This is a genomic window from Amycolatopsis sacchari, assembly GCF_900114035.1.
Lineage (GTDB): Bacteria > Actinomycetota > Actinomycetes > Mycobacteriales > Pseudonocardiaceae > Amycolatopsis_E > Amycolatopsis_E sacchari.
The window spans coordinates 309,744-327,816 of the sequence record NZ_FORP01000004.1; the positions used below are offsets into that span (position 1 = coordinate 309,744).

At 72.6% G+C, this 18,073-nt stretch carries 19 protein-coding genes; 6 read left to right on the forward strand and 13 right to left on the reverse strand.

Annotated features, from left to right (window positions below):
- Positions 1–12 precede the first annotated feature (12 nt).
- Positions 13–927, reverse strand: coding sequence for an amidohydrolase family protein (locus BMZ92_RS10055; protein ID WP_091505509.1), 915 nt, complete (start codon positions 925–927; stop codon positions 13–15).
- Positions 924–1,955 (reverse strand): amidohydrolase family protein, encoded by a 1,032-nt coding sequence (locus tag BMZ92_RS10060; RefSeq protein ID WP_091505510.1) that lies wholly within the window; start codon positions 1,953–1,955, stop codon positions 924–926. Before BMZ92_RS10060 ends, BMZ92_RS10055 begins: the two co-directional genes overlap by 4 nt.
- A 317-nt stretch (positions 1,956–2,272) precedes the next feature.
- Here BMZ92_RS10060 and BMZ92_RS38565 point away from each other — a divergent pair, with 317 nt between their 5' ends.
- Together BMZ92_RS38565 and BMZ92_RS10065 are read left to right on the forward strand one after the other, a co-directional pair.
- Positions 2,273–2,407 carry a hypothetical protein gene (locus BMZ92_RS38565; RefSeq protein WP_281245160.1) on the forward strand — a complete coding sequence of 45 codons (135 nt, stop codon included), beginning with the start codon at positions 2,273–2,275 and terminating at the stop codon, positions 2,405–2,407.
- Entirely contained in the window at positions 2,404–3,219 is an 816-nt protein-coding gene (locus tag BMZ92_RS10065) for an MBL fold metallo-hydrolase (protein WP_091505512.1), read from the forward strand. The genes BMZ92_RS38565 and BMZ92_RS10065 overlap by 4 nt, the downstream gene beginning before the upstream one ends.
- Here BMZ92_RS10065 and BMZ92_RS10070 read toward each other — a convergent pair.
- From BMZ92_RS10070 to BMZ92_RS10085, 4 genes are read right to left on the reverse strand one after another with little or no spacing between them, the layout of a single operon-like run.
- The gene (locus tag BMZ92_RS10070) at positions 3,207–4,367 is read right to left on the reverse strand and encodes an epoxide hydrolase family protein (protein ID WP_091505513.1); all 1,161 of its coding nucleotides are present in this window, start codon (positions 4,365–4,367) and stop codon (positions 3,207–3,209) included. The genes BMZ92_RS10065 and BMZ92_RS10070 overlap by 13 nt on opposite strands.
- The gene (locus BMZ92_RS10075) at positions 4,364–4,798 is read right to left on the reverse strand and encodes a hypothetical protein (protein WP_091505516.1); all 435 of its coding nucleotides are present in this window, start codon (positions 4,796–4,798) and stop codon (positions 4,364–4,366) included. The genes BMZ92_RS10070 and BMZ92_RS10075 overlap by 4 nt, the downstream gene beginning before the upstream one ends.
- Before the next feature lie 19 nt (positions 4,799–4,817).
- A complete protein-coding gene (locus BMZ92_RS38570; RefSeq protein ID WP_091505525.1) occupies positions 4,818–7,928 on the reverse strand; it encodes a WXG100 family type VII secretion target in 3,111 nt (1,036 codons plus the stop codon).
- Positions 7,928–8,239, reverse strand: a complete 312-nt coding sequence (locus tag BMZ92_RS10085) for a hypothetical protein (RefSeq protein WP_091505527.1) — start codon at positions 8,237–8,239, stop codon at positions 7,928–7,930. Before BMZ92_RS10085 ends, BMZ92_RS38570 begins: the two co-directional genes overlap by 1 nt.
- A 244-nt stretch (positions 8,240–8,483) precedes the next feature.
- Between BMZ92_RS10085 and BMZ92_RS10090 the strand changes: the two genes are divergently transcribed.
- The gene (locus BMZ92_RS10090; protein ID WP_091505528.1) at positions 8,484–9,662 is read left to right on the forward strand and encodes an acyltransferase family protein; all 1,179 of its coding nucleotides are present in this window, start codon (positions 8,484–8,486) and stop codon (positions 9,660–9,662) included.
- Here the strand turns inward: BMZ92_RS10090 and BMZ92_RS10095 are convergent.
- From BMZ92_RS10095 to BMZ92_RS10105, 3 genes are read right to left on the reverse strand one after another with little or no spacing between them, the layout of a single operon-like run.
- Positions 9,655–10,131, reverse strand: coding sequence for a hypothetical protein (locus BMZ92_RS10095; protein WP_091505530.1), 477 nt, complete (start codon positions 10,129–10,131; stop codon positions 9,655–9,657). The two genes, BMZ92_RS10090 and BMZ92_RS10095, sit on opposite strands and share 8 nt — an antisense overlap.
- A complete protein-coding gene (locus BMZ92_RS10100; protein ID WP_091505531.1) occupies positions 10,128–11,534 on the reverse strand; it encodes a sensor histidine kinase in 1,407 nt (468 codons plus the stop codon). The genes BMZ92_RS10095 and BMZ92_RS10100 overlap by 4 nt, the downstream gene beginning before the upstream one ends.
- On the reverse strand, positions 11,531–12,205 hold the full coding sequence (locus tag BMZ92_RS10105) for a response regulator transcription factor (RefSeq protein ID WP_091505533.1): 675 nt from the start codon (positions 12,203–12,205) through the stop codon (positions 11,531–11,533). The genes BMZ92_RS10100 and BMZ92_RS10105 overlap by 4 nt, the downstream gene beginning before the upstream one ends.
- 112 nt (positions 12,206–12,317) lie before the next feature.
- On the opposite strand from BMZ92_RS10105, the gene BMZ92_RS10110 reads away from it, so the two are divergent.
- Positions 12,318–13,055 (forward strand): SGNH/GDSL hydrolase family protein, encoded by a 738-nt coding sequence (locus BMZ92_RS10110; RefSeq protein ID WP_177228630.1) that lies wholly within the window; start codon positions 12,318–12,320, stop codon positions 13,053–13,055.
- Positions 13,056–13,399: 344 nt separating this feature from the next.
- Here BMZ92_RS10110 and BMZ92_RS10115 read toward each other — a convergent pair whose 3' ends face one another.
- Positions 13,400–14,146, reverse strand: a complete 747-nt coding sequence (locus BMZ92_RS10115; protein WP_091505535.1) for an alpha/beta fold hydrolase — start codon at positions 14,144–14,146, stop codon at positions 13,400–13,402.
- Positions 14,146–14,520 carry a DUF1330 domain-containing protein gene (locus tag BMZ92_RS10120; RefSeq protein WP_091505536.1) on the reverse strand — a complete coding sequence of 125 codons (375 nt, stop codon included), beginning with the start codon at positions 14,518–14,520 and terminating at the stop codon, positions 14,146–14,148. The genes BMZ92_RS10115 and BMZ92_RS10120 overlap by 1 nt, the downstream gene beginning before the upstream one ends.
- Before the next feature lie 79 nt (positions 14,521–14,599).
- Here BMZ92_RS10120 and BMZ92_RS10125 point away from each other — a divergent pair, with 79 nt between their 5' ends.
- Complete coding sequence (locus BMZ92_RS10125) at positions 14,600–15,202, forward strand: TetR/AcrR family transcriptional regulator (protein ID WP_091505538.1); 603 nt, start codon at positions 14,600–14,602, stop codon at positions 15,200–15,202.
- On the opposite strand, the gene BMZ92_RS10130 is transcribed toward BMZ92_RS10125, so the two are convergent.
- Positions 15,165–16,052, reverse strand: coding sequence for a LysR family transcriptional regulator (locus tag BMZ92_RS10130; RefSeq protein WP_091505539.1), 888 nt, complete (start codon positions 16,050–16,052; stop codon positions 15,165–15,167). The two genes, BMZ92_RS10125 and BMZ92_RS10130, sit on opposite strands and share 38 nt — an antisense overlap.
- Before the next feature lie 84 nt (positions 16,053–16,136).
- On the opposite strand from BMZ92_RS10130, the gene BMZ92_RS10135 reads away from it, so the two are divergent.
- Entirely contained in the window at positions 16,137–17,006 is an 870-nt protein-coding gene (locus BMZ92_RS10135) for an LLM class flavin-dependent oxidoreductase (protein ID WP_091505541.1), read from the forward strand.
- 1 nt (position 17,007) lies between these two features.
- Here the strand turns inward: BMZ92_RS10135 and BMZ92_RS10140 are convergent, their stop codons facing one another.
- Entirely contained in the window at positions 17,008–18,012 is a 1,005-nt protein-coding gene (locus BMZ92_RS10140; protein ID WP_091505543.1) for an Lrp/AsnC family transcriptional regulator, read from the reverse strand.
- Positions 18,013–18,073: the final 61 nt, after the last annotated feature.

The window sequence follows — 18,073 nt, forward strand, 5'->3', positions numbered from 1 at the left end:
GGAGGAGGGGCCTCAGGCGGTTTCGCCGGGCCAGTACAGGCGCATCGGGTTGCCGACGAGCAGCTTGTGCCGCTCCTCGGCCGTGGTCGCGATCGTCGGCACGTAGTCGACGAGGAGCCCGTCGTCGGGCATGTGGTTCTTCAGGTTCGGGTGCGGCCAGTCGGTGCCCCACAGGACGCGGTCTCCGAACTCGGCCACGACGCGCCGCGCGAACGGCACGACGTCGGTGTAGGCGTGGCGCTGCCCGTCGAGCGCGGCGGGCCCGGTGACGGTGAGCCGTTCGGGGCAGCTCACCTTCACCCACACGTCGTTGCTGCCGACGAACCGCAGGAAGCCGCTGAACTCCGGTCCGCCAACGGGTTTCGTGACGTCCGGCCGTCCCATGTGGTCGATCACCAGCGGGGTGGGCAGGCTGCTGAAGAAGCCTTCCAGCTCGGGCAGGTCGGCGGCCTCGAAGTAGAGCACGATGTGCCAGCCCAGCGGCGCGACCTTCGCCGCGATCGTGGTCAGGTCCTCCTTCGGCGAGGCCTCCACGAGTCGCTTCACGAAGTTGAACCGCACCCCGCGCACGCCCGCCGCGTCGAGCCTGCGCAGCTCGGCCTCGCTGACGTCGGGGCGGACCGTGGCGATCCCGCGGGCGCGGTTCCCCGCGGCCCGCACGGCGTCGAGCATCGCGGAGTTGTCCGCGCCGTGGCAGGTGGCCTGCACGATCACGGTCCGGCTGATGCCGAGGTGGTCGCGCAGCGCGAACAGCTGGTCCTTGCTCGCGTCGCAGGGCGTGTACTTGCGTTCCGGCGCGAACGGGAACTCCGCCTGGGGACCGAAAACGTGGCAGTGCGCGTCGACGGTCCCCGGCGGCAGCGCGAACGACGGCTTGGACGGGTTGGCGTACCAGTCCAGCCAGCCGGGAGTCTTGGGTGCGGTCACCGGCCTTGTTCCTTCAGCAGGGCGTCCAGACGCGGGTACACGGTGCGGGCGTTGGTTTCCCGGATCGCGGCCCAGTCATCCGCGGTCAGTTTCGGCGAGGCCTCGGCGTAGCGGCGGGTGTCGTCGAAGTAGTGCCCGGTCCGGGGGTCGACGCTGCGGACCGCGCCGATCATCTCGGAGGCGAACAGGATGTTGCGGGCCGGGATGACGTCGAACAGCAGGTCCGAACCGGGCTGGTGGTAGACGCAGGTGTCGAAGAAGACGTTGTTCAGCACGTGCTCCTCCAGCTCGGGCTTGCCCAGCGCCATCGCCAGCCCGCGGAAGCGGCCCCAGTGGTAGGGCACCGCGCCGCCGCCGTGCGGGATGATCAGCTTCAGCGTCGGGAAGTCCGCGAACAGGTCGCCCTGCACGAGCTGCATGAACGCGGTGGTGTCGGCGTTGAGGTAGTGCGCGCCCGTGGTGTGGAAGGCGGGGTTGACGCTCGTGCTGACGTGCACCATCGCGGGCACGTCGTACTCGACCATCTTCTCGTAGATGGGGTACCAGTGGCGGTCGGTCAGCGGCGGTGAAGTCCAGTGCCCGCCGGACGGGTCGGGGTTGAGGTTGAGCGCGACGGCGCCGTACTCCTCCACGCAGCGGGTCAGTTCGGGGATGCACGTGGCGGGGTCGACGCCGGGTGACTGCGGGAGCATCGCGGCGGGCACGAAGCGCTCGGGGTACAGCTTGCTGATGCGGTAGCACAGCTCGTTGCAGATCGAGGCCCACTCGGCGGAGGTCTCGAAGCCGCCGATGTGGTGCGCCATGAACGAGGCCCGCGGCGAGAAGATCGTGACGTCGATGCCCCGCTCGTCCATCAGCCGCAGCTGGTTGGCTTCGATGGTCTCGCGCAGCTCGTCGTCGCTGATCCGCAGGTCCGCGCGCACGGGCGCGGCGGTGCCGGGGTCGGACAGCGCGGCGACCTGCTGCTTGCGCCACGCCTCGAGCGCGGGCGGGGCGGTCGTGTAGTGGCCGTGACAGTCGATGATCAAGGCTTTTCCTCTTCGCGTGCGGACGGGTGGCAGCTCCGGTGCTCCTTCAGCCGCTCGGTCAGCACCCTAATCGTCAATGAAATTGTTGACAATATGTACGACGAAAGTAGCAGGCTGGCGGACGATGCGAGCAGCTCGTGGAGCTGGGCTGCAGGCGGGATGGAGGCCCGCACCGGGCCCCTCGTGCAGTTGCAGGCGTTCGCCGCGTGCGGCGGCCCCGAGGTGCGCGACGGTGGACGTTCCTCGCCTAGGCATGCTGCTCAACCCGGATCCACAGTGGACTGGTCGACCTCACCGAGGAGAACAACCGGTGAGCCGTGGCGCGGGGCTGGTGGCGGCGCTGCCGCACCGTCGTGCCGGGGCCGTTCGCGGTGCTGCTCGCCGTCGTCGCCACCGCGGTGGCCTTGCGGGTTAAAGTGGCGCAAACGAGCGACGCGGGGGAACGGGCATGACCTTCTGGATCTGCGGCACCTGCGCGGTGGAGCACGCCGAGCGGATCGACGTGTGCGCCATCTGCGCCGACGAGCGCCAGTGGGTGCCCGCCGACGGACAACACTGGACCACGCTCGAGGAACTGGCCGGGAGCGGCTACCGCACCGAGGTCGTCGAGCTGGAGCCGGACCTGTTCGGGGTGTCGAGCACACCGAAGGCGGGCATCGGGCAGCAGAGCAAGCTGGTGCGCACCCCGGCGGGCTCACTGCTGTGGGACCCGCTGGGCTACCTCGACGACGACGCCGTGCGGCGCGTGCGTGAACTGGGCGAGGTCGTGGCCATCGCGGCGAGCCACCCGCACATGTTCGGCGTGCAGGTCGAGTGGAGCAGGCGCCTGGGAGGCGTGCCGGTGCTCGTGACCGAGGCGGACGCGGAGTGGATCGCGAGGCCCGATCCGGTGATCCGGCTGTGGAAGGGCACGGAGGAGGTCGTGCCGGGCGTGACGCTGAGCCAGGTCGGCGGGCACTTCCCCGGCAGCGCGGTCGCGCACTGGGCGGCCGGGGCCGGTGGCCGGGGCGTGCTGCTGAGCGGGGACACCTTGTTCCCGAACCCCGACCGCAGCTCGGTCAGCTTCATGCGCAGCTACCCGAACCGGATCCCGTTATCCCCGGGAGTGGTCGAACGCGTGACCCGGCACGTCGAGCAGTTCGCGTTCGACCGCGTCTACGGCAACTTCGAGAACCGCATCGACGCGGACGCGCGTGCCGTCGTCCGGCGCTCCGCGGACCGCCACATAGCCTGGACCCGCGGGGACTTCGATCACCTGACCTGAGGGCGGTTCCGGTACGGGCGGAAGAACTCCCGCAGCTCCTCGACGTACAGCTCCGGTTCCTCGAACGGGGCGAAATGGCCGCCGCGCGGGAGTTCCCTGAAGTGCACGACGTTCGCGACGCGCTCGAGCCACGCTCGTGGCGGGTGGGCGAGATCGCCGGGGAACAGGGAGAAGCCGGACGGGACCTCGACGCGCCGGGCGTGCTGCTCGAGCGGGATCGCGGCGTTCGCGTGGTACATGCGCATCGACGAGCCGATCGTGCCCGTGAGCCAGTAGAGCATCACGTTCGTGAGGATCTCGTCCTTGGTGTAGCTGCGTTCCACGTCGCCACCGCAGTCGCTCCACGACCGCAGTTTCTCCACGATCCACGCGGCCAGCCCGGCCGGGGAATCGGTGAGGCCCACAGCCGCGGTCTGCGGCTTCGTCCGGTGCATCGCCGCATACGCGCCCTCCGCAGCGCCCCACGCCGCGGCGGCCCCCAGGAACGCGCGCTCCTCCGGCGCCAGATCCGCCGGATCTCCCTGGTACACCGGCATTCCCGCGTCGATGCGGTGCACCGCCACGACGCGGTCCGGGTGGTCGAGCGCCAGGAAACGGCTGACCCCGCTGCCGATGTCCCCGCCCGCCGCGCCGAACCGCTCGTACCCCAGCACGGTCATGAGGTCGGCCCACAACCCGGCGACGGCGATCGAATCCAGCGGGCGTGGCGGGTGGTCGGAGTAGCCGAAGCCGGGCATGTCCGGCACCACCACGTCGAACGCGTCGGCCGGGTCGCCGCCGTGCGCACCGGGATCGGTCAGCAGCGGGATCACCTTGGTGTAGCGCCAGAACGAGTCCGGCCAGCCGTGGGCCAGCACCAGCGGCAGCGCGGGCCCGGCCGGCGCGACCGCCCTGGCGTGCACGAAGTGGATACCTAATCCGCCCAGCCGGACGCGGAACCGCGGCAGCGCGGCGAGTTCCGCCTCCCGCGCCGGCCAGTCGAACCCGTCGGCCCAGTACCCGGCCAGCTCACGCAGGTAGGCGACGTCCGCGCCCAGCGTCCACCCGGCGTCCTCGGGCGCGTCGGGCCAGCGAGTCGCGCGGAGGCGGGCACGCAGGTCCGACAGCTCCTCTTCCGAGGTGCGGCGGGTGAACGGCTGCGGGGTCATTCGTCGCGCCACCGGTTGTTGAGGAAGTCGTCGTCGTCATCCTCGTCGAGTTCGCTCGCCCTGGCGCGGGTGCTGCGGCGTGGAACCGGGGCGGGCGGCGGCGGGGGCGGTGCCACCTCCTGCGGGGCGGGCGGGGCGGGCGGGGGCGGCGGCGGGACAGTTTCCTCGTCGGCCTCGGACTCCGCGAAGCCCTCGGGCTCGAAGTCCAGCTCCTGCACCGAATCCGGGCGCTCCTCCTCGGCCTCGCGCCGCCCCAGCTCCCGCCGGTGCTGGAGGTAGCGCTCGGCGGCCTGGGCCTGCTTCGTCATGTACTCGTGTGCCTCGGCCTTGATCTCCACGGCCTGCCGCTGGTGCAGCGCGTGCCGGTCGGCCTGCTCGCGGACCAGGCCGGCCATCGCCGCCTTCAGCCGCTGGACGTCGTCGGTGACCATCTGCTCCTCCTCGATCCGCTCAGCCGCGCCGGCGCTTGGCGGGCTTTTCCTCGTCCTCGTCCAGCGAACCGATGATGCGGGGCCCCGGTTTCTCGCCGCCGTCGAAGATACCGCCGTCGATCCGGTACGCCCGCGAGCTGCGCTCGGTGTTCTCGCCACCGCCGCCGCCGGCGCCCATGGCCCCCATGCCGCCCATCGGCATGCCGCTCATGCCCGTGGCGGGCTGGCCTGCCACGCCGGCGGGAGTGGCCCCGGCCTGGACGCCGAGCCCCGCGGGGTCCCCGGGGTGCGCGCCGACGGCGATGCCGGTCTGGGCACCCGCCGCCAGCGACACGGTCTCGCCGGTCGCCGGCGTGACGCCGCCGAGGTCGGCGGCGGGCAGGTCGGGCACGGCGCCCCCGCCACCCCCGCCACCGCCGGAAAAGTCCGTGTCGGGCAGGTCGGGCACCGCGCCGCCACCGCCGCCACCGGAGAAGTCGGTGTCGGGCAGGTCGGGCACGGCGCCGTCGCCGGCCGGGAGGTCGGGCAGCTCGGGAGCGTGGAAGCCGGGCACGGACGCGTGGCTTTCGTCGGGCAGCTCCGCACCCGGGGCCAGCTGCGAGGCCACGTCGTGCAGCGGCGACCGGCCGCTGTGCTCCTCACCCAGGGTGTAGGTCGTCGGCTCGCCCTTCCCGTCGTCGACGGTGACGACGGTCGGGCCGTCGGGACCGTCGGGGCGCTCCGCGGTGATCTTGAGGTCACCGTCCTGGATGTGGATCTTGCCGTCGGGTCCGGGGCGGTAGACCCCGTCGGCACCCTTGCCGTCAGCGTCGCCGCCGCTGTCGGCGCCGTCCGTGCCGCCGGTGCCGTCCTCGGGCCAGTCGAGCTTGAAGTCCTTGGGGGTGCCGGAGCCGTCGTCGACGGTGATCTCCATCTTCCCCTCGGAGTCGGGCTCGGTCATCTCGAAGGTCTTGCCGCCCTGCTCGACCTTGAGGTGGTCGAGGTCCTCGTCGCCGGAGTCGCCGTCGCCGCCCTTGAAACCGTTCTCGCCGTCGAGGCTGTCGGTACCGCCGAGGGTGTCGCCGGGGTCGGTCTTGATCGGGTCGCCGTCCTGGAACCCGCTGCCCGTGTCCAGCGACGGGATGTCCGGGATGGAGGCGCCGCCGCCGGAACCCGAACCGCCACCCGCGCCGGAGTCCGTCTTGATCGGGTCACCGTCCTGGAACCCGCTGCCCGTGTCCAGGGGCGGGATGTTCGGCATCGAGGCGCCGCCGCCCGAACCGCCACCGGTCGACGACGGGATGTCGGGCAGGGAGACACCCGAACCCCCCGTGCCCGGATCGGTCTTGATCGGCTCGCCGTCCTGGAAACCACCGCCGGTGTCCAGCGGGGGGATGTTCGGCACCGAAGCGCCACCGCCCGAGCCGCCACCCGTCTTGCCCGGGCTGCCGCTCTGGAAGCCGCTGGTGTCCAGGGGCGGGATGTTCGGCACCGAAACGCCACCACCCGAACCCGAGCCACCGCCCGAGGTGGAACCGGGAGGCGGGATGTTCGGGACGGAGGCTCCTCCGCCCGAACCGCCTGAGTCGCCCGAGCCGCCGGCGTCGCTCGGGTCGGTCTGGATGGGGGCACCTTGGTAGGAGCTGCCGCCCGTATCGAGCGGCGGGATGTTCGGCACGGGAGCGCCGCCACCGGAGCCGGACCCGCTGCCCGAACCGGAGCCGGACCCGCCTCCGTAGCCGCCGCCCGAACCACCGCCGTAGCCGGAGCCGCCGCCGGAGCCACTGCCCTCGCCCGAGCCGCCCGGGCCGCCGTAGCCCTCACCCGCGCCGTAACCCGAGCCGCTGCCGTCGCCCGAGCCGCCGCCGTAACCCGAACCCGAGCCGCCGTAACCCGAGCCGGAGCCGCCCCCGTAACCCGAGCCCGAACCGCCGCCGTAGCCGCCGTTCCCGGGGCCGGTGTACGAACTCCCGCTGCCGCCCGGGCCACCGGCACCACCGCCGGTCCCGGCGCCACCGGAACCCGTGCTCCCGGGCGTCTCGCCCGTGCCGAACTCGTTCTGCACCTTGCCCATGAACTCATCGAGCGTGGTGTAGGCCTGGTTGACCAGCTCCAGCGTGTTCTTGCACGTCTTGTCGAAGCCCGCGTAGATGACGTCCCACATCTCGGGGTTGAACTGCTTCTGGATCCACTGCTTGGCCAGGTCCTTGCCGTGGGCCTCGATGTCGTCGTCGTCGCAGCAGCCGTCGTCGTTGAGGGTCTCGACGAGGTTCGTGCCGAAGTTCAGGTCCATCCACCCGGCGATCTGCGCCAGGTCGTCCTTGCTGCCGTGCTCCCCGTTGGCGACCGCGATGACCTTCTGGGCCAGCTGGTAGTCGGCCTTGCCCACCTGGTTGGTGTACAGCTCGACGACGGCGTTGGCCTTGCCCTTGCACAGCTGGAAGACCGTGTTGGCCGCGGTCATCGTCGCCTCGCTCGCGGCCTCCAGCGTCTGCGCCAGCTTGACGGCCTTGGGCTGGATCTTCTCGTTGTAGTGGTCGGAGGCGGCGTCGGCACCGGCACCGCTCCACGTCTGGAACAGCGTGCTCAGCGCGGTGCCCGTGTCCTTGGCCGTCTGGTCGACCGACTGCGACCCGGTCTTGAAGTGCTCGGCGTCGGCGACGAAACCCTGGAAGTTGATGCCGCGCTGCTCGTCGAAGCGGCTCCTGATGTCCTTGTCCAGGTCCAGTGGCCGCGTGTTGCCCCGGCAGTCGTCCGGGATCTTCGCCAGCAGCGACCCGAACGTCTCGAACACCTTCAGCGCGGGCGCCGCCGCGTCGAAGATCTCGTCGGAGGTCTTGGTGCCGCCTCCCCCGGTGGCGGGTTCGTGCTTGTCCTCGAGCTGGGTCTTCCCGTCGTTGACGGCCTTCTGTTCCTGGTTGCTGTTGTAGCCCGCCTGGTCACCCTGCTTCTTCGCCTCGTCGAAGGTGTCGTCGAGGGGCTGGGCGAAGAACGGGAACCCGTTGTAGGCGTTGAGGTACTTCCGGACCTCGTCCTCCGACGGGTCGGTGCCGTGCTCGGCGAACCAGCTGCTGATCAGCGAGGTCTTGTTGCCCGGCGGCACGGCCGGGTCGTCCAGCAGCGCCTTGACCTCTTCCCACGTGTGCGCCATCAGAGGGTCCCCGCGTTCCCGATCGCCCCGGACTGGGTGTACTCGTTCTGCCCGTAGGCCTGCCCGCTGGAGCCGATGTTGGCGCCGAAGCTGCCGAGCGTCGTGCCGTAGCCGGTCAGCGACTCCCACAGCTTCTGCACGCCGGCGGTGTACTTGGTGGCGTGATCGCCGTGCGCCCTGCCGAACCCGGCGGCGTTCAGCACCGTGGTCTGCATGTCCGAGTTGTTCTCCGGCAGGTCCTCCGCCAGCCGGCTGATGGTCTTCGACGCCGTCGCCATCGCGTCGGTGCTCGCGGTGTACCCGCCGCTCATGTACGCCAGCTCCCCTGGTCAAGTGGTCCAGACGATGGTGGGACGGAACGCGGCCCCCGTCGGTTCGGTTGCACACGCAACGGATTCGATCATCGTCACCGCCGACCCTAACGCGCCTGTCCGAACAGGCGGGGCAGACTTCCCGTGACGGCCAGGTGAACTGCCTGTCCGGTCACCCCGCCTGCGACAGAACCGCGACCTGGCGCGGGCGGCGCGGGGACACCCGCCCGGCACGCTCGCCGGCATGGATCCGGCTGATCGACTCGCCTCCCCGCCGCGGACGGCCGCCCGGAAGGCGCACCTGCCCGCGCTGGACGGGCTGCGCGGGGTCGCCATCCTCGGGGTGCTGCTGTTCCACACCGGTCACCTGCCCGGCGGGTTCCTCGGCGTGGACCTGTTCTTCGCCCTCTCCGGCTACCTGATCACGGACCTCCTGCTGCGGGAGGCCGGCGCGACCGGGACCGTGTCGCTCGCCGCCTTCTGGGGCCGCCGGGTCCGCCGCCTGCTGCCCGCGCTCGCGCTCGTGCTCGCCGTGGTCACGGTCGTCGTCCGGCTGGCGGGCGAGCCCGATCTCGTGCGGACCACGCTCGCGGACGGGCCGTGGGTGCAGGCGAACCTCGTCAACTGGCACCTGCTCGCCGAATCCGCGAGCTACTGGGACCGCTTCGGGCCCGGCCGGGTGTTCGAGCACCTGTGGAGCATCGCCGTCGAGGAGCAGTTCTACCTCGTGTGGCCGGTGCTCGTGCTGCTCATCGCCCGGTCCGGCCGCCGCGTGCACGCCCGCGTCGCACTCGCGGCGGTGGTGATCTCCGTGGCGTCGGTGGTGCTGATGGCCGTGCTCGCCGACCCCGCCGATCCGACGCGGGTCTACACCGGCACCGACACCCGCGCGTTCTCGCTGCTGCTGGGCGCGCTGGCCGCGACCGCACCCGTGCGGAAAGCGCTTTCACGGCTGCCGGGCGCGGTGCAGCTGCTCCCGGCGGCGGCCGTCGCGGTGGTGTGGGCGCTCGCCGACGGGATGCACTCGCAGTGGCTGTTCACCGGCGGGCTGTTCGCCTACTCGCTCACCGCGTCCGCCCTCATCGGGCTCTGCGCGGCGGCCCCGCACGGCCGGGTCGCGACGGTACTGGCCTGGAAACCGTTGCGGTGGCTGGGCTCGGTGTCCTACAGCCTGTACCTGTGGCACTGGCCGGTGATCGTGCTGCTCTCCCCCGAGCGGACGCTCCTGGTGTTCGCGGTGTCGATCACGCTCGCCGCGTTGTCGAAGTACCTGGTCGAAGACCCGGTCCGCTTCCGGGCGCGGTGGGCGAGGGGACGCCGCGGGGTGTACGCCTTCACCGGTCTCATGCTCTCGCTCGCGATCCTGTGGCTGGCCGTGCCGGCGCCCCCTCCCCCGGTCGTCGACCTCACCGGCCTCACCTGATCAGCGGGCAGTGCCGCGGTGCCTCCGAGCCCGGGGCGGGGTGGACGAAGCCGAGCTGCACCGCCGTCTGCCTGGACCCCCCGCTTTGGACGTGCACGCCGAGCGCCGTGCAGACGATCTGGTCCGCTCCCCGCGGGGTCACGTCCTGCGGGTCCAGCGGCAGGATGATCCGCAGCGCCTCCGGCACGGTCGTCACGATGACCCGCGTCATCCCATGGGCCTGGATCTCCGTGTGCAGCCGGTCCCCGCCGGAACCGGGCCCGGTCAGCAGCAGGGACACCGCCTCGGTCACCGAGCCGAGGTGCCCGCTGCCGCGCAGCTGCGGCCGGAGCGCGCCGGTGCCGTCGACGAAGTACAGCGTGACCCCGGGCGCGAGGCCGGTCGGCGCGTCACCGGCATCGGTCACGCCGGAGGGCCGCACCCCGCACCCGGCGAGGAGCAGCAGCACCACCAGCAGGATCCCCCTCATCGCGCCTCCTCGCGGGGCAGGCGCAGCACGAACCGCGCCCCGCCGCCTTCGTCGTTGCCCGCCGTGAGCTCACCGCCGTGCAGCTGGGCGTTCTCCCGCGCGATCGCCAGCCCCAGCCCGCTGCCCGGGGTGCGGGTGCGTGCCGCGTCGGCCTTGTAGAAGCGGTCGAACACGTGCGGCAGCACCTCCCGCGGCAACCCCGGCCCGTGGTCGGTGACGACCACCGACAAGTCCTCTTCGGACACCCGGACGCGCACGCGCACCGGTGGCGCGCCGTGCCGCAGGGCGTTGCCGACGAGGTTGGCGACGATGACGTCCAGGCGCCGCCGGTCCAGCCGCAGCACGGCCGCCGCCGGGGCGTCGAGTTCGACCCGCCCGAGCCAGCCCCTGGCACGCAGGCAGTCCCGTACCGCGGTGGGCACGTCCACGTCCTCCAAGTGCAGTTGTGCGGTACCGGCGTCGAAGCGCGAGACCTCCATGAGGTCCTCGACGAGGCGCACCAGCCGCGCGGTCTCGGTGATCGCCAGCCGCGCGGACTCCCTGGCGTCCGGCTCCATGCCGTCCGCCGCGGCCGACAGCACCTCCATCACCGCGGTCAGCGTGCTCAGCGGGGTGCGCAGCTCGTGGGACACGTCGGCGGCGAACCGCCGGGCGTCGGCCTGCATCTGCCGCATCGCGGCCATCGACGTCTGCACCGACTCCGCCATCTCGTTGATCGTCACGGTCAGCTCGGCCAGCTCGTCGGCTCCCCTGGGTTCCGAGCGGGCGCCGAGGTCGCCCGCCGCGAGCCGGCGCGCGGTGTCGCGGAGCCTGCGGACCGGGCGCAGCACGCCGCGGGCCGCCAGCAGGGCCAGCAGCGCCGTGACCGGCAGCGTCAGCGCCGTGGTGATCCCCGCGGTCCGGGTGAGGTCGCCGACCTGCTGTTCGACGGCGGAGAGGTCGCGCACGGCGTACACCTCGACGCCGGAGGGCGTGCGCTTGCCGTCCGGCGCGGTGATCACGACGGGCATGCCCACGAGGAGCCACGGTCTGCCCTCGGCGGTGATGCGCTGCGTGACGAGCCGCGCCCGCGACCGCACGGCGGCACGCAGCTCGGGGGTGAGGAGGGGGACTTCGGACCCCGAGGCGGAAGCCGCCGTTCCGTAGGTGACCAGGGCGTCGTCGCCGACGGCGCCGCGGAGCCGGTCGAGCGCCTCCTGGTCGGGCGGGTAGGTCAGCTCGGGCGCGATGGCGGTGATCTGCCCGGCGATGGTCTCGGTGAGGCGCCGCTGGGTGGACTCGACCAGCGACGAGCTCGCCGAGCCCGCGCTCGACCAGGCCGCCGCGGCGGCGCCGAGCACGGTGACCAGCGTGAACGCGACCAGCAGCCGGGCACGCAGCCCGCGTGGCCACAGCCGTCTCATACCGGCCCGAAGCGGTAGCCGAAACCCCGCACGGTCTGGACGTAGACGGGAGCGGCCGGGTCGGTCTCGATCTTCGCGCGCAGCCGCTGCACGCAGTTGTCGACGAGCCGTGAGTCGCCGAGGTAGTCGTGCTCCCAGACCTCCTCCAGCAGCTGCTGACGCGTGAAGACCCGGCCGGGGGCGCGGGAAAGCGTCAGCAGCAACCGCAGTTCCGTTGGTGTCAGCGGCACCGGCTCACCGCTCAGCGACACGGTGAGCGCGGTGGTGTCGACGCGCAGCGCGCCGAAGGTCCGCACGCCGTCGGAGGCGCCCGCGCTGCGGCGCAGCACGGCCCGGATCCGGGCGTCCAGCACGGTCGGCTGCGCGGGCTTGACCACGTAGTCGTCCGCCCCCGCCGCGAGACCGCCGACGACGTCGTAGTCGTCGCCGCGGGCGGTCAGCATGATCACCGGCACCTCGCCGTCGGCCCGGATGCGGCGGCACACCTCGATCCCGTCGATGCCGGGCAGCATCAGGTCCAGCACCACCAGGTCCGCCGGGGTCTCGCGGAGTGCGCGAAGCCCGTCCTCGCCGGTCTCGGCGGTGTGCACGTCGTGGCCGTGCCGGGACAACGCGAGCTGGAGCCCCCGCCGGACCAGTGGGTCGTCTTCGATGAGCAGGATCGCCGCCACGGGGCCAGTATCGACGACCCCCGCGCGCCGTGCGGCAGGCGCCGGGTTCCTGCGACACAACCGGGACACGACGGCGGAACCCGTGGGACGCCACGACGGCACCGTGGCGGCCATGAGCAGAAAACTCCTCCTCACGCTCGGCCTTGCCGGGTTGCTCCTGCTGGGCACCGCCTGTGCGGCGGGCGAGTCCACGACGACCGGTGCCCACGCCGCCGGACTGTCCAAAGTGCTCTGGCTCGGCGACTCGATCGCGGAGGGCGAGGCGCTGCCGCTGGGTGCGGCGCTGAAGGCCAGCGGCACCGGGTTCACGTCCATCGCGGCCGACGGTGGCGGCAACGTCGTCGGCCCGTTCTCCGACAAGAACTGGGCCGAGCTGCCGGGGCAGATCACGGGGGCGAAACCGGACGTCGTGGTCTACCAGATCACCACCTACGACTGGGGCAGCGCGCAGGAACAGCAGGCGGCGTACGAAAAGCTGCTGACGACCGTCACGGGCGTGGGGGCGAAGCTCGTGTTCGTCACCATGCCGCCGATCCAGCCGGGCGAGTTTTACGAGCCGCACATGGCGGATCTGACGCGGACGACGTCCGTCGCGCAGGCGGTCGCGGCCGGGGGCAAGGCCACGGTGCTCGACGCGAGCGCCGTGTGGGGCGGCGAGTACCAGCAGCAGCGGGACGGCAAGGCCGACCGCAGCTCGGACGGGATCCACACGTGCCCACAGGGTGCGGCGCGCTTCACCAGCTGGCTGCTGGGCGAGCTGGCAAAGCTGTTCCCCGGCTTCACGCCGGCGAGCGCGCCGACGTGGGCCAACACCGGCTGGTCGGCAGACAAGCGCTTCCACGGCTGCTGAACCCGCAGCCGTCGGTGCAGACGGCGCGGCCACACCGACGGCTCACCCCCGGCTCGCCCAGGATCTCGGGACAGGCCCTGGGGCGAGCTGGTGACCTGGCCCCAGGCCCAACTCCGCGCCCGCGGCCGCACGCGCCGGATCCTAGGCAAGCCATCAGCGCCGAGCCGATAGCCGATCGCGGCCGCACTACGCGCCGGATCCTGGGCCAGCCACCAGTGGCCCAGACCCTCCAGCCTCGCCGCCCGGGCGGCCGCACGCCGGGCCGCGCGCGGCCGCTGGGCCGCCCCCACCCCCGGGCCACGCTGGCCGCACTCAGGCCGGGTCCTGGGCCATACCGCCTGCAGTCACCCCAAACCCGCCCAGAACTCCGCGATCGCGGCGGCACTACGTGCCGGATCCTGGGCCAGCCACCAGTGCCCCAGACCATCCAGCGTCGCCACGCGGGCGCCCGCCCGCCGGGCCGCTCGTCGCCGCTGCTCCTCCGTCCCCACGACCTGGTCCTCGGTCGCCAGCACCACCAGACCCGGGCGTTGCGCCGCCCGTTCCAGGTCTCGGCCCAGCTCGGCCATCACCGGCTGCACCGCGGAGCGGTACAGCGCCAGCACCGCGCGGCCCATCTCCTCGTTCATCCCCTCCGCGAGCCGCTTCGCCACGGCCTCGCTCATCCCGCGCCCGACCAGCAGCTCGACCCGCTCCGCGAACGGGGCACCGAACCGCTTCGCCACATCCGCCTCGCCCACCCCCGGTGTCTGCCAGCGCCGCGCCAGCTCGTGCCACTCGTAGTCCGGTTCGAGCCCGCCCGCCGTGTCGCTGACCCAGCTGCGCACGAGATCGGGACGGCTCATCACCGTGAGCAACACGTGTTTGCCACCCCAGTCGTGCCCCACCAGGTCCACCGGCTCCGGGAACCGGGACAGCTCCGCGATCAGCCAGTCCCGGTAGTCCCCGACGGTCGCGCCGAAGCCCTCGGGCAGCGGCGCGCCGAACCCCGGCGGGGACAGGCACACGACGTCGTCGCGCCCGAGCTCGGCCAGCAGCGGCTCCCACACCGCCACGGTTTCCGGGTTGCCGTGCACGAACACCGCGGGCATCAGACCACCACCTCGCCGCGCGGCACTGTCGGCTGCAGCACCGACTCGACCAGCGCCTCCGACCGGAAGTGAGCCACCGCCTGGTACTCCGGGTCGCGGAGCATCGCGGCGAACGCCTGCCTGCTCGGGTACCGCACCAGCAGCACCATGTCCCACGCCTGCCCGTCCTCGGCGACGAGCGGCCGCCCGCCGTCGCCGAGGTAGGCGACCTCGACGCCGTAGCGCGCGTTGATCTCCGGGCCGAGCGACTCGGCGTACCGCCGGTAGCTTTCGCGCCCGCCGGGCCGGAAGCGCAGCAGGTTGAGCATCACGACCGGGCCGCCGGGGTCCTCCGCCAGCAGCGTGTCCAGTGCGTGTTCTTCGACTTCGATCATGGAAAGCCTCCGATTCGGGATCCCTTCCACCGTTGCACACTTGTTGGTCAGCTGGCAAGTATGTTGTAGACTCACGGCCATGACCACCTCCCGCCGAACGCAGCAGGAACGCCGCGAGCAGGCCGAGAACGCCCTGCTCCGCGCCGCCGCCGAACTGGTCGTCGAACAGGGGGTGCGCTCGCTGACGCTGGCCCGCGTGAGCGAACGCGCCGGCTACAGCCGCGGCCTCGTGACGCACCACTTCGGCGCCAAGCAGGTGCTGGTCGAGCGCCTGGCGCGCGCCGCTCAGGCCGGGTTCGTGCCCGGTCTCGCCGACCTGTCCCCAGGGCTAGAGCGGCTGCTGAAGCTGATCGACGGCTACATCGGCGCGCTCGGCAGGCTCGACTCGTTCAACCGGGCGTTCCTCCTGCTGTGGACGGAAGCGGCCACGACACCGGAACTCGCGCCGATCTTCCGCGAGCGGGACGAGGCGTTCCGCACCGACCTGCGTGAGGAGGTCGCCGCCGGGCTCGCCGAGGGCACCATCCGCGCCGACGCCGAACCGGACGACGTGGCGATCGCCGTCGTCGGGCAGCTGCGCGGAATCGCGCTGCAGCGGTTCCTCTCCCCCGAGTCCGTGGACACGGAACGGCTGCGGCGGTCCGTCACGCGGTACTGGCGCGAAGCTCTGGCGCGTCGGTGAAAGCGGCCATGAACGAGCCGACGCAGAAGTCCGGTGTGGACAGTGAGACGACGAGGTGACCGTCGATCTCCAGCGGCGGTTCGAGCGGCACGGCCCGCACGCGGCGTGACGCGAGTGCGGCCAGTTGCTCGGCGGGCAGCAGCGTCCAGGCCCCGGCGCGGGCGCCGACGTCGACCAGCACGCTGAGCACGCTCCCGGCGGCGACCCTGCCCGCCGGATTCACGCCCGCCTGCCGCAGGGCGGACATGACCGCGTCGTACAGCGGGGGGTCCTGCGCTCGCGCGGGCAGCCGCAGCGCCGCGGGGTCGAGGTCCGCGAGGGTCACCGCGCTCCGGTCCGCGAGCGGGTGGTCCTCCGCGACCGCGACCCGCAGTGGTTCGGACCACGCGCGCACCACCTGGAACCCGTCGGGGACGACGGCACCGTGCACCAGCGCGAGGTCCAGTTCGCCGTTGCGCACGGCGTTGAGCCGCGCGGGCACCGGCAGGTCCACCAGCACGACCTCACCGGTGGGCGACTCGCCGCGCAGCGCGGCGACGCCCCGCTCCAGGCGTGCGGTCAGCCCGGAGGTGACCCCGATCCGCACCCTGGCCGCCGATTCCGCGGCCACCACGCGGACCCGCGCCGCGGCCGCGAGGGTTTCCCGCGCCGCCGCCAGCACGCGCTCCCCGGCGGGGGTGAGCCGTACCCGGCGGGCGGAGCGGTCGAACAGCCGCACGCCCAGCTCGCGTTCGAGCCGCGCGATCTGCTGGCTCACCGCCGCCTGCACGATCCGCAGCCGCTCGGCGGCACGGCCGAAGTGCAGTTCCTCCGCGACCACGACGAAGTACCGCAGCGTGCGCAGCTCCACGACCCCTCCACGATCACAAAAAGTGATTGCTGCCGACTCTAGTCGAGGCTGGTTCGCGGCGGTCCCGCGTACTGGGATGGAGCCATGCGAATCGGTACGAGCACGATCAACTCCGCCACGCCGGGCGACTACGCGGCCGGCGCCGCCGACGCCGCGCGGCGCGGCTTCGACAGCTTCTGGACCAACCAGCTCCCGGGCGGGTGGGACCCGTTCGTCACGCTGGCGGGGTTCCGCGAGCGCCCGCGGGAGATCGGCACCGCGGTCGCGCTCACCTACCCCCGCCACCCGGCGACGCTGGCGGCCGAAGCGCTGACCTTGCAGGCCGCCACGGGCGGGGGCCTGGTGCTGGGCGTCGGCGCCGGGCACGAGTGGTACGTGCAGGGCCAGCTGGGCCTGTCCTACGCCTCCCCGCTGCGGCACACGCGCGAGTACCTCACCGTCCTGCGCCCGCTACTGCGAGGTGAACAGGTCGACCACGAGGGCGAGTACTTCACCGTCCACACGCGACTGAACGTCGAGGCCTCCGCTCCCCCGGTGCTGATGGCCGCACTGGGCCCGCGCATGCTCGCGCTCGCGGGCGAGCTGACCGACGGCGTGGTCTCGACCTGGGTGACCCCGGAGGTCGTCGCCGACCAGGTGGCGCCCAGCCTGCCGGCCGGCGCGCGCATCGTCGTCGGGGTGGTGGTCTCGGTGACCGACGAACCGGACCGGGTGCGGGAGCGCCTCGCCGCGGACTTCGGCGGTGTCGGGGAACTGCCCGCCTACCGCGCTTCCCTCGCCCGCGCCGGCCTGTCCAGCCCCGCGGACGCCACGGTGCTGGGAGACGAAGCCGCGGTCGGGGAAGCGATCGCCCGCTTCCGCGACGCGGGGACCACCGACCTCGTCGTGATCCCGCTCGGTTCGGCCGAGGAGCAGGCGCGCACGCTCGACGTGGTGGCCGAGTTCAAGGACTGATTCACAACGGCGGCACGACCTTCCCGGTGGCGCGGCCCTCGGCGTCGAGGAGCCAGCCCATCCGTTTCGGGGTGCGCAGGTTGATCCCGCTGTCCCGGATGGACAGCCACGGCAGGCGTTCCCCGACCAGCTGCTCCAGCCGGGTCAGGTCGGCCAGCGAACGGGTCCACACCGTGAAGGCGAGGGTGGCGTCCCCGGTGATGGAGGCGCACATCCGCAGTTCCGGCAGCGTCACGAGCGCGGCGACCGTGCGCTCCTGGTCCGCCGGGGACACCGCCACCGTCCAGGTGCTGCTGACCGGGTGACCGGACACCGACTGCGCCACCTCGCACCGGAACGTCAGGACCCCCGAGGCGAGCAGGCGGCCGAGCTGCCGCCGCACCGTCGCCGGGTTGCGCCCCGTCGCGCGGGCGCAGTCGGCGGCGGTGGCGCGCCCATCGGCGGCGAGCACCTCGATCAGCGGTCCGGCGTCGGCGGGCGGCGTCACCCCGGGCACCGGCCGCATCGCCCTGGCCGCCGCTTCGAACGCCGCCACCTGCCCGGGGCCGAGCGCGCCCAGCCGCCAGTCGCCGCCGTCGCGGTGCATCGTGGTGATCACGGAGGTGCGCTGCCGCTCGACCCCGGGGACCGAACCCAGGTCGTCGAGCACGAACTCGGTCAGCCCGGCGAGGTCGCGGGTGATGGTGGTGAGCAGCAGGTCCCGGCCCCTGGTCGACTCCTCGACCGTCGCCGCCCTCGGGTCGGCGCAGACCGCCTCGACGACGTCGGCCCGGGCGCCGGGCAGGCAGTCGACCTCGACCAGCGCCAGTACCACGCGCCGGTAGTCGCCGCCCCGGTGCGCGGTGACCCACGCCAGCCCCTCGCGCCGCAGCCGCGCCCACCGGGCGGCGAGCGTCGCGGGTGTCGAACCCAGGATGCGCGCGGCCTCGGCCCAGCTGACGCGGGGCGCGATCTGCAGCCCGTGCAGCAGTTCGAGGTCGAGTTCCGTCAACACCTCCGGATGCACGAATCCTCCTCAGAACCGGGCTTCGGTGCGCGAATCGAAAGTTTTCCGCCCGGGCGACTCT